Below are 11,674 nucleotides of genomic sequence, written 5' to 3' on the forward strand. Positions count from 1 at the left end.
AAACTGAACAATGGCTGACTTGCAGAAGATCGTTGACGACCTCTCGAGCCTCACCGTGCTCGAAGCTGCCGAACTCGCGAAGCTCCTCGAAGAGAAGTGGGGCGTTTCGGCTGCCGCGGCTGTCGCCGTGGCCGGCCCGGCTGGTGGTGGCGCTGCTGCCGCTCCGGCGGAAGAGAAGACCGAGTTCACGGTCGTTCTCGCCAGCGCCGGCGAGAAGAAGATCGAGGTCATCAAGGAAGTCCGCGCCATCACCGGTCTCGGCCTGAAGGAAGCAAAGGACCTCGTCGAGGGTGCTCCGAAGCCGCTGAAGGAAGGCGTGAACAAGGAAGAAGCCGAGAAGATCAAGGCGCAGGTCGAGAAGGCTGGCGCCAAGGTCGAGCTCAAGTAAGCAAAGCTTACTGGCCAGGTTCCGGGCGGCGTCAGCGCGGCCCGGGATCTTGGTCCGCTCCTCATCACGGGGTGGACTAGATGCAAAAGGCGTGCGACGGAACGTCCCGACGCAGGCCGAACACGAAAAAGTGTGGGGATTTGAGGGTTTACCCCTCGAATCTCCACTATTGTCGCCCCATATCGGGTCGGCAGCACGAAAGCGCGGTGGGCAGGGATGCCGGATTTCCCTGTAAGCCGTTGGGAGAGCAGGCTATTTCGGGCTTTTGCAGTCCGTGAAGACGATCGTTGTGACGGGCGGGCGCGCTTCTGCGCCCCGCGCGTCGTTTTGCGTTTTGAAGGTCTGAAGAACAGATTCAGGACATTCCCACCCTGAAACTGAGCTTCCGACCCCCAAGGCGGGTTCGAAAAAAATTCAACCCGGGGAGCGGCGGCAGCCGCGTTCCGGACGGCGCGCCCAGAGCGGGCGACGAAATGAGAGGCCACGATGGCGCAGCAGACATTCACCGGTCGCAAACGCGTTCGCAAGTTCTTCGGACACATCAAGGAAGTTGCCGAGATGCCGAACCTCATCGAGGTTCAGAAGGCGTCCTATGACCAGTTCCTGATGGTCGACGAACCCCATGGCGGCCGTCTCGACGAGGGTCTGCAGGCGGTGTTCCGCTCGGTGTTTCCGATTTCCGACTTCTCGGGCACCTCGATGCTGGAATTCGTCCGCTACGAGTTCGAGCAGCCGAAATACGATGTCGACGAGTGCCGCCAGCGCGGCATGACCTTCGCGGCTCCCCTCAAGGTGACGCTGCGCCTCATCGTGTTCGATATCGACGAGGAAACCGGCGCGAAGTCGGTGAAGGACATCAAGGAGCAGGACGTCTACATGGGCGACATCCCGCTCATGACGATGAACGGCACCTTCATCGTCAACGGCACCGAACGCGTCATCGTCTCCCAGATGCACCGCTCGCCCGGCGTGTTCTTCGACCACGACAAGGGCAAGACCCATTCCTCGGGCAAGCTGCTGTTCGCCGCCCGCGTGATCCCGTATCGCGGCTCCTGGCTCGACATCGAGTTCGACGCCAAGGACATCGTCTATGCGCGTATCGACCGTCGCCGCAAGATTCCGGTGACGTCGCTGATGTTCGCGCTCGGGCTCGACGGCGAGGCGATCCTGTCCACGTTCTACAAGAAGATTCTCTACAAGCGGACCAAGGAAGGCTGGCGCGTTCCTTTCGACGCCAACCGTTTCCGCGGCTATTCGACCATCAACGACCTGATCGACGCCGACACCGGCAAGGTCGTGCTCGAGGCCGGCAAGAAGCTCACCGTCCGCGCTGCCCGTCAGCTCCAGGAGAAGGGGCTGAAAGCGCTGCGCATGGCCGATGAGGAACTGGTCGGCAATTACGTCGCCGAGGACCTCGTCAACCCGAAGACCGGCGAGATCCATGCCGAGGCCGGTGAGGAAATCACCGACAAGCTGATGAAGGCGCTCAACGAGCACGGCTACAAGGAGCTGCCGCTGCTCGACATCGACCACGTCAATGTCGGCGCCTATATCCGCAACACGCTGTCGGCCGACAAGAACATGACGCGCGAGGACGCGCTGTTCGACATCTATCGCGTGATGCGTCCGGGCGAGCCGCCGACGCTGGAATCGGCGCAGGCCATGTTCCAGTCGCTGTTCTTCGACGCCGAGCGCTACGACCTCTCCGCGGTCGGCCGCGTCAAGATGAACATGCGCCTCGACCTCGATGCGCCCGACACCCAGCGCACGCTGCGCAAGGAAGATATCCTCTCCGTCATCAAGACGCTGGTGGACCTGCGCGACGGCAAGGGCGAGATCGACGACATCGACCATCTCGGCAACCGCCGTGTGCGCTCGGTCGGCGAGCTCATGGAGAACCAGTACCGCATTGGCCTGCTGCGCATGGAGCGCGCGATCAAGGAGCGCATGTCCTCGGTCGACATCGACACGGTCATGCCGCAGGATCTGATCAACGCCAAGCCGGCGGCTGCCGCCGTGCGCGAGTTCTTCGGGTCCTCGCAGCTCTCGCAGTTCATGGACCAGACCAACCCGCTGTCGGAGATCACCCACAAGCGCCGCCTCTCGGCGCTCGGACCGGGCGGTCTGACCCGCGAGCGCGCCGGCTTCGAGGTGCGCGACGTGCACCCGACGCATTACGGCCGCATCTGCCCGATCGAGACGCCGGAAGGTCCGAACATCGGCCTGATCAACTCGCTCGCGACCTTCGCGCGCGTGAACAAGTACGGCTTCGTCGAGACGCCTTATCGTAAGGTGAAAGACGGCCGCGTCACCGACGAGGTCGTGTACCTCTCGGCGATGGAGGAGGGCCGTTACACGGTCGCGCAGGCCAACGTGCCGCTCGACCCGAAGGGGCGCTTCACCGAAGACCTCGTGGTCTGCCGTCACGCCGGCGAAGTCTTGCCGGTGACGCCTGACAAGGTCGACTACATGGACGTGTCGCCGAAGCAGCTCGTGTCGGTGGCCGCGGCGCTGATCCCGTTCCTCGAGAACGACGACGCCAACCGCGCGCTGATGGGCTCGAACATGCAGCGCCAGGCGGTGCCGCTGGTTCGCGCCGAGGCGCCGTTCGTTGGCACCGGCATGGAAGGTGTGGTTGCGCGTGACTCGGGCGCCGCGATCGCGGCGCGCCGTTCGGGCGTGATCGACCAGATCGACGCCACCCGCGTCGTCATCCGCGCCACGGAAGATCTCGATCCGACCAAGTCGGGCGTCGATATCTACCGCCTGATGAAGTACCAGCGCTCCAACCAGTCGACCTGCATCAACCAGCGTCCGCTGGTGAAGGTCGGCGACATCGTCAAGAAGGGCGACATCATCGCCGACGGTCCGTCGACCGATCTCGGCGAGCTCGCGCTCGGCCGGAACGTGCTCGTCGCGTTCATGCCGTGGAACGGCTACAACTTCGAAGACTCGATCCTGCTCTCCGAGCGGATCGTGAAGGAAGACGTGTTTACCTCAATTCATATCGAAGAATTCGAGGTGATGGCCCGCGACACCAAGCTCGGACCTGAGGAAATCACCCGCGACATTCCGAACGTCTCGGAAGAAGCGCTGAAGAACCTCGACGAAGCCGGTATCGTCTACATCGGCGCGGAAGTGCGCGCCGGCGACATCCTGGTCGGCAAGATCACGCCGAAGGGCGAAAGCCCGATGACGCCGGAAGAAAAGCTGCTGCGCGCCATCTTCGGCGAGAAGGCCTCCGACGTTCGCGACACCTCGCTGCGCGTTCCTCCGGGCGTGCAGGGCACCATCGTGGAAGTGCGCGTGTTCAACCGTCACGGCGTCGACAAGGACGAGCGTGCGCTGGCGATCGAGCGGGAAGAGATCGAGCGTCTGGCCAAGGACCGCGACGACGAGCAGGCGATCCTCGACCGCAACGTCTACAACCGACTTGCCGAGTTGCTCGAGGGACGGCAGGGCATTGCCGGTCCGAAGGGCTTCAAGAAGGACACCAAGATCACCCGTGCGGTGCTCGAGGAGTACCCTAAGTCGCAGTGGTGGCTGTTCGCCTCGCCGAACGACAAGCTGATGGCCGAGATCGAGGCCATGCGGAAGCAATACGACGAGTCGAAGAAGGGGCTGGAACAGCGCTTCCTCGACAAGGTCGAGAAGCTTCAGCGCGGCGACGAACTGCCGCCCGGCGTGATGAAGATGGTCAAGGTCTTCGTCGCGGTGAAGCGCAAGATCCAGCCCGGCGACAAGATGGCCGGCCGCCACGGCAACAAGGGCGTGGTGTCGAAGATCGTGCCGATCGAGGACATGCCGTTCCTCGAAGACGGCACGCACGCCGACATCGTGCTCAATCCGCTCGGCGTGCCCTCGCGCATGAACGTCGGACAGATCCTCGAGACCCATCTCGGCTGGGCCTGCGCCGGCCTCGGCAAGCGTATCGGCCAGACGGTCGATGCGTACCTGTCGAAGCAGGACATCAAGCCGCTGAAGGAAACCTTGAAGAAGGTCTACGGCGAGGACGAGACGATCAAGACGCTCAACGACAACGAGCTGATCGAACTCGGCCATAACTTGAGCCGCGGCGTGCCGATCGCGACGCCGGTGTTCGACGGCGCCAAGGAAGCCGACATCGAGGAGATGCTGAAGCTCGCCGGTCTCGACGCTTCGGGGCAGTCGACCGTCTATGACGGCCGCACCGGCGATCCGTTCGATCGCAAGGTGACGGTGGGCTATATCTACATGCTCAAGCTGCACCATCTCGTCGACGACAAGATTCATGCGCGTTCGATCGGTCCGTACTCTCTCGTCACCCAGCAGCCGCTGGGCGGCAAGGCGCAGTTCGGCGGCCAGCGCTTCGGCGAAATGGAGGTGTGGGCGCTCGAGGCTTACGGCGCGGCGTACACGCTCCAGGAGATGCTGACGGTGAAGTCGGACGACGTCGCCGGCCGTACCAAGGTGTACGAGGCGATCGTGCGCGGCGACGACACGTTCGAGGCCGGTATTCCGGAATCCTTCAACGTGCTGGTCAAGGAAATGCGCTCGCTCGGCCTCAACGTCGACCTGCACAACTCCAAGGTGGGACCGGCGCCGACGTCGGAAGCGGCCGAGTAATTCGACCTTTCATGCCCGGCCCTCGCGGCCGGGCATCGGCGCCCCGCCTGAGGCCTTGAGGGCAGGGCGCCCCGCTCGAGTGATTTTCGAATTTGCGGCCGGAGGCGACCGGCACGCGAGGAGAAGACGATGAACCAAGAAATTATGAATCTCTTTAACCCGACGACGCCGGCTCAGGTCTTCGACCAGATCCGGATCTCGATCGCGTCTCCAGAGAAGATTCTGTCCTGGTCCTACGGTGAGATCAAGAAGCCGGAGACCATCAACTACCGTACCTTCAAGCCCGAGCGCGACGGCCTGTTCTGCGCCCGCATCTTCGGGCCGATCAAGGACTACGAGTGCTTGTGCGGCAAGTACAAGCGCATGAAGTACAAGGGCATCATCTGCGAGAAGTGCTCGGTCGAGGTCACGCTGTCGCGCGTCCGGCGCGAGCGCATGGGCCATATCGAGCTCGCCGCCCCCGTCGCCCACATCTGGTTCCTGAAGTCGCTGCCCTCGCGCATCGGCCTTCTGCTCGACATGACGCTGAAGGATCTCGAGCGGATCCTGTACTTCGAATACTACGTCGTGCTTGAGCCGGGTCTCACCGCGCTGAAGGACCGTCAGCTCTTGTCGGAAGACGAGTATCTGAAGGCGCAGGACGAGTACGGCCAGGATTCCTTCACTGCCATGATCGGCGCGGAAGCGATCCGCGAACTGCTCAAGGGCATGGACCTCGAGAAGCTCGAGCTGTCCCTGCGTGCGGAGATGCAGGAGACCGACTCCGACATCAAGCACAAGAAGCTCGCCAAGCGCCTGAAGATCGTGGAAGCGTTCCGCCACTCCGGCAACAAGCCGGAATGGATGATCATGACCGTGGTCCCGGTGATTCCGCCGGACCTGCGTCCGCTGGTGCCGCTGGACGGCGGCCGCTTCGCGACCTCTGACCTCAACGACCTCTACCGCCGCGTCATCAACCGCAACAACCGCTTGAAGCGGCTGATGGAGCTGCGCGCGCCCGACATCATTATCCGCAACGAGAAGCGCATGCTTCAGGAAGCGGTCGATGCGCTGTTCGACAACGGCCGCCGCGGCCGCGTCATCACCGGCGCCAACAAGCGTCCGCTGAAGTCGCTCGCCGACATGCTCAAGGGCAAGCAGGGCCGCTTCCGCCAAAACCTGCTCGGCAAGCGCGTCGACTATTCGGGCCGTTCGGTGATCGTGGTCGGTCCCGAGCTGCGCCTGCATCAGTGCGGCCTGCCGAAGAAGATGGCGCTCGAGCTGTTCAAGCCGTTCATCTATTCGCGGCTTGACGCCAAGGGCCTGTCCACCACCGTGAAGCAGGCGAAGAAGCTGGTCGAGAAGGAGCGGCCCGAGGTCTGGGACATCCTGGACGAGGTGATCCGCGAGCATCCGGTGCTGCTCAACCGCGCACCAACGCTGCACCGCCTCGGCATCCAGGCGTTCGAGCCCGTGCTGATCGAGGGCAAGGCGATCCAGCTTCACCCGCTGGTCTGCTCGGCGTTCAACGCCGACTTCGACGGTGACCAGATGGCCGTGCACGTTCCGCTGTCGCTCGAAGCGCAGCTGGAAGCGCGCGTGCTGATGATGTCGACCAACAACATCCTGCATCCGGCGAACGGCCAGCCGATCATCGTGCCGTCGCAGGACATCGTGCTCGGTCTGTACTACGTCTCGATCATGCGCGAAGGCCTGCCCGGCGAGGGCAAGGTGTTCGGCGACATGGCCGAGCTCGAGCACGCGCTGCACGCGAAGGTCATCCACCTCCACACCAAGATCAAGTACCGGTGGGAAGGCATGGACGAGACCGGCAAGGTCTCCAAGCGCTGGATCGAGACGACCGCCGGCCGCGTCATGCTGGGCAATCTGTTGCCGAGGAACCCGCGGATCTCGTACGAGATCATCAACAAGCTGATGACCAAGCGCGAGATCTCGGGCGTGATCGACCAGGTCTACCGCCACTGCGGCCAGAAGGAGACGGTGATCTTCTGCGACCGCATCATGGCGCTCGGCTTCTACAACGCGTTCAAGGCCGGCATCTCGTTCGGCAAGGACGACATGGTCGTACCGCACGGCAAGTGGAAGATCGTCGACACCACCCGTACGCTGGCGAAGGATTTCGAGCAGCAGTACAACGACGGTCTGATCACCCATGGCGAGAAGTACAACAAGGTCGTCGACGCCTGGTCGAAGGCCACCGAAGAGATCGCCAAGGCGATGATGAAGGAGATCTCCGCCACCAAGAAGACGGCGAGCGGAGCCGACGCCGACATCAATTCGATCTACATGATGGCCCACTCCGGTGCCCGCGGTTCGCCGGCCCAGATGCGCCAGCTCGCCGGCATGCGCGGCCTGATGGCCAAGCCGTCGGGTGAGATCATCGAGACGCCGATCATCTCGAACTTCAAGGAAGGCCTCTCGGTGCTCGAGTACTTCAACTCGACCCACGGCGCCCGCAAGGGCCTCGCGGACACGGCGTTGAAGACCGCGAACTCCGGCTACCTGACCCGCCGTCTCGTCGACGTGGCGCAGGACTGCATCATCACGCAGTCCGACTGCGGCACCAAGCTCGGCATCAAGATGCGCGCCATCGTCGATGCCGGCACCGTGGTTGCTTCGCTCGGCTCGCGCATCCTCGGACGCACGGCCTGCGAAGACATCCGCGACAGCTCGGGCAAGGTGATCATCAAGCGCGACACGCTGATGGAAGAGAGCCATCTGGACGCCATCCAGCAGGGTGGTGTGCAGGAGGTGAAGATCCGCTCGGCACTGACCTGTGAGCTCGTCAACGGCATCTGCGGCAAGTGCTACGGCCGCGACCTCGCCCGCGGCACGCCGGTCAACCACGGCGAAGCGGTCGGCGTCATCGCGGCGCAGTCCATCGGCGAGCCGGGCACCCAGCTCACCATGCGCACCTTCCATATCGGCGGTGCGGCGCAGCTCAACGAGCAGTCCTTCGTCGAAGCCAACTTCGACGGCAAGATCGTGATCAGGAACAAGGCCATCGCCCGCAACAGCGAAGGTCACCTGATCGCGATGGTGCGCAACATGGTGGTGGCGATCGTCGATGCCGACGGCACCGAGCGTGCGACGCATCGCGTCCAGTACGGCTCGCGCCTGCACGTCGACGAAGGCGATATGGTCAAGCGTGGCCAGCGCATCGTCGAGTGGGATCCCTACACCCGTCCGCTCCTCACCGAAGTCGAAGGTACCATCGGCTTCGAGGATCTGGTCGAGGGGCAGTCGATCTCGGAAACGCTCGACGAGGCCACCGGTATCGCCAAGCGCGTGGTCATCGACTGGCGCTCGACCCGCGGCGGCTCGGACCTGCGTCCGGCCATCGTGGTCAAGGGCAAGGACGGCAAGGTGCTCAAGCTCGCCCGTGGCGGCGATGCCCGCTACATGCTGTCGGTCGATGCCATTCTCTCGGTCGACGTCGGAGCCAAGGTCAACCCGGGTGACATCCTCGCCCGTGTCTCGACCGAAAGCGCCAAGACGCGTGACATCACCGGCGGTCTGCCGCGGGTGGCGGAACTGTTCGAGGCCCGGCGTCCGAAGGATGCGGCGATCATCGCCGAAATCGCGGGCACCATCCGGTTCGGTCGCGACTACAAGAACAAGCGTCGCATCTCGATCGAGCCGATGGACAAGACCGAAGAGGCGCGCGAGTACCTGATCCCGAAGGGCAAGCACATCCACCTTCAGGACGGCGACGTCGTCGAAAAGGGCGACTTCATCGTCGAAGGCAATCCGGCGCCGCACGACATCCTTGCGGTCAAGGGCATCGAGGAGCTCGCGGCCTATCTGGTCAACGAGATCCAGGAGGTCTACCGGCTCCAGGGCGTGCTCATCAACGACAAGCACATCGAGGTGATTGTCCGTCAGATGCTCCAGAAGGTGGAAGTCACCGACCAGGGCGACACGGACATGATCTCCGGCGAGCAGGTCGACAAGATCGAGTTCGACGCGCTGAACGAGAAGGCCAAGGAAGAGGGCAAGAAGCCCGCCACGGGAACGCCGGTTCTGCTCGGCATCACCAAGGCGAGCCTCCAGACCCGTTCGTTCTTCTCGGCGGCCTCGTTCCAGGAGACCACCCGCGTCCTCACGGAAGCGGCGGTCAACGGCAAGGTCGATCCGCTCGAAGGCCTCAAGGAGAACGTCATCGTCGGCCGGCTGATCCCGGCGGGCACCGGCGCCTCCATGGCCAAGATCCGCGAAGTCGCCATGAAGCGCGACAAGCTGATCCTGGACGAGCGCGAGAAGCAGGCGGCCGTCGTGTCGCCCGCGCCGGAAGCGGAGCTTCCTGCGTTGCCGCCGGCGGAATGATGGTTCATCCGTAAGAATACCGAGGACAATGAAAAGGCCGGCTTTTGCCGGCCTTTTTGCTGCTATCTTTGCTTGCTGCGATGCAGGATCAGCCTTTGTTCATCTTTCCTTCAGGCGCAAAAGCGCTTTTGCTAGGAGAGCTTAGACCGGTGGTCCCGTGACGGGGGCAGGGCCGGAGACCACGGAACTCACATGCTTGATCTTGCAATCGTAGGCGGCGGCCCCGGCGGGCTGATGAGCGCCTGGTATCTGAAGCGCAAGCTCGGCGACCTCTGCCGCGTCTCCATCTTCGAGGCGTCCGACCGGCTCGGCGGCAAGATCGTCACGCGCAAATTCGATTCCGCACCGGCGATGTACGAGGCCGGCGTTGCCGAGATCTACGACTACTCGATGACCGGACCCGATCCGCTGCGTGAGCTGATCCAGCATTTCGGGCTTCAGACCATTCCTATGGACGCCGAGCAGGTGCAATTCGGCGGCGAGCTTCTCAACGACGTCCCCGGCATGCGCCGCAAATACGGCGCCAAAACCGCGGCCGCGATCGAGGCATTCCGCAAGCGCTGCGCCGAGCTGATGTCGCCGATCGAGTATTACGAGGGCGTCGGCGCGCACGACAACGAGAACCCCTGGGCCTACAAGACCGCCGAGCAGGTGCTCGACGAGGAGGTCGAGGACGAGACGGCAAAGCGTTTCTTCAAGGTCATGGCGCGCTCGGACATCGCCACCGAGAGCCACAACACCAACGGCCTCAACGCGCTCAAGAACTACCTGATGGATGTCGACGGTTATATCGGCCTCTATTCCATCCAGAACGGCAACGAGCAGCTGATCGAGTGCCTCCAATCGGAGGTCAATGCCGACATCCAGCTCAATCACCGGGTGCTCACCGTCGGCAAGGCGCCGACCGGGCGCTACCAGCTCAGGATGATGAACGGCAAGGGGCCGGAGACGCGCGATTTCGATCTCGTACTGGTCTGCCTGCCGCATTCCTGGCTCGCCACCGTCGGCTGGGAAGGCGAGCAGCTTCGCAAGTCGATGGTCAAGCACGTCTCCTTTTTCGACCGTCCGGCGCACTATCTTCGTGTTTCGATCCTGTTCGACGAGCCGTTCTGGGGTGAGAAGATTCCCGGCGCCTGGTTCATGTCGGAGGCCTTCGGCGGCTGCTGCGTCTACAACGAGGGCGCGCGCCACGACGTCGGCAAGCACGGCGTCTTGAACTGGCTCATTCCCGGCTCCGACGCGCTGGCCTTTGCCAATCTGTCGGACCAGGAACTGATCGACGCGGCGCTGAAGTCGCTGCCTGCCGCGCTCGGCGATGCGCGTTCGCATTTCGTGGAAGGCAAGATCCACCGCTGGCTGTCGTCGGTGAACGCGCTGCCGGGCGGTTTGCCGGTGCGAGACGTCATGACCAACCACCGGCCCGAGCCGAAGGAGCATCCCGGCATCGTCGTGGTCGGCGACTACCTATTCGACTCGACGCTGAACGGCCTGCTCGACTCCTCTGACGCGGCGACCGATATCATCCTGACCGAGATGATGCGCCTGCGCCGCGAGCGTGCGCAGGAGGGCAAGCCGCTCTCGGACAAGATCGATCGCGACTATTTCGAGAACTATCGCGGCCTCGGTCCCTATCACGAGGCGTGGCGCCACTTCACCGACCCCGATTATCTCACCAGGCTGATCGGCATCGTCTGGGGCAATGCGAAGGGCACCAAGCTGCTGGTCGCGGGATCCGCCAGCGGCGAGCTGGTCGGTGCGCTGCGCGATCGCGGCATCGACGCCTGGGGAATCGAGAACAACCGCGCCATCCACGCCAAAACGCCAAAGGTGCTGAAGAAGTACAACAAGCTCGGCTCGATCACCGACATGCCTTTCAAGGACGGTGCGTTCGACTTCGTGTTCGAGACCAGCCTCTGCCACATTTCTCCGAAGCAGGTGGTCCGCGCGATCCGCGAGCTGAATCGCGTGGTCAAGACCGGCCTCGTGTTCGGCTCGATCACCTCGGACATGGCCTCTGCAACGATCGACCGCTACGACCTGCTGCGCGGGGTCAAGAAGCTCGGCACCTGGTGGGAATGGTCCGAGCTGTTTTTCGGCAACGGTTTCGATCTGTCGATGCACCGCAAGGACTGCACCGATGCGCTCTGGGAGGCGACGCTCGCCGCCAACAAGGGGCCGGGCCAGTGGTACGCCGACGCTGACAGCTTGCGCTATTCCTTCTTCGACAAGGTCGAGGACGAGGACGAGGACGACGACGACGACTAGCTAGCCGCGGAGCCCACCGGCTTCGCCAATTGTTTTGCCGAATTCATCTTGATCGCATAGAATCGGTGCAATGGCGGTTGCCGCTATTCC

4 protein-coding genes are annotated in these 11,674 nt (G+C 63.2%); all 4 read left to right on the forward strand.

Going from position 1 to position 11,674, the window contains the following annotated elements:
* Positions 1–10: 10 nt before the first annotated feature.
* The 4 genes from rplL (at position 11) to NLM27_RS09115 (ending at position 11,584) form a co-directional block, all read left to right on the forward strand.
* Positions 11–388 (forward strand): 50S ribosomal protein L7/L12, encoded by a 378-nt coding sequence (rplL, locus tag NLM27_RS09100; RefSeq protein WP_254143016.1) that lies wholly within the window; start codon positions 11–13, stop codon positions 386–388.
* Between the two features lie 486 nt (positions 389–874).
* Positions 875–4,993 carry a DNA-directed RNA polymerase subunit beta gene (gene rpoB / locus NLM27_RS09105; protein ID WP_254143017.1) on the forward strand — a complete coding sequence of 1,373 codons (4,119 nt, stop codon included), beginning with the start codon at positions 875–877 and terminating at the stop codon, positions 4,991–4,993.
* Between the two features lie 129 nt (positions 4,994–5,122).
* Complete coding sequence (gene rpoC, locus NLM27_RS09110; RefSeq protein ID WP_254143018.1) at positions 5,123–9,319, forward strand: DNA-directed RNA polymerase subunit beta'; 4,197 nt, start codon at positions 5,123–5,125, stop codon at positions 9,317–9,319.
* A 192-nt stretch (positions 9,320–9,511) separates the two neighbouring features.
* Positions 9,512–11,584, forward strand: coding sequence for an FAD-dependent oxidoreductase (locus NLM27_RS09115; RefSeq protein WP_254143019.1), 2,073 nt, complete (start codon positions 9,512–9,514; stop codon positions 11,582–11,584).
* Positions 11,585–11,674 lie beyond the last annotated feature (90 nt).

Origin of the sequence: Bradyrhizobium sp. CCGB12, from assembly GCF_024199845.1 — a bacterium.
In the GTDB taxonomy this organism is placed as follows: Bacteria; Pseudomonadota; Alphaproteobacteria; order Rhizobiales; family Xanthobacteraceae; genus Bradyrhizobium.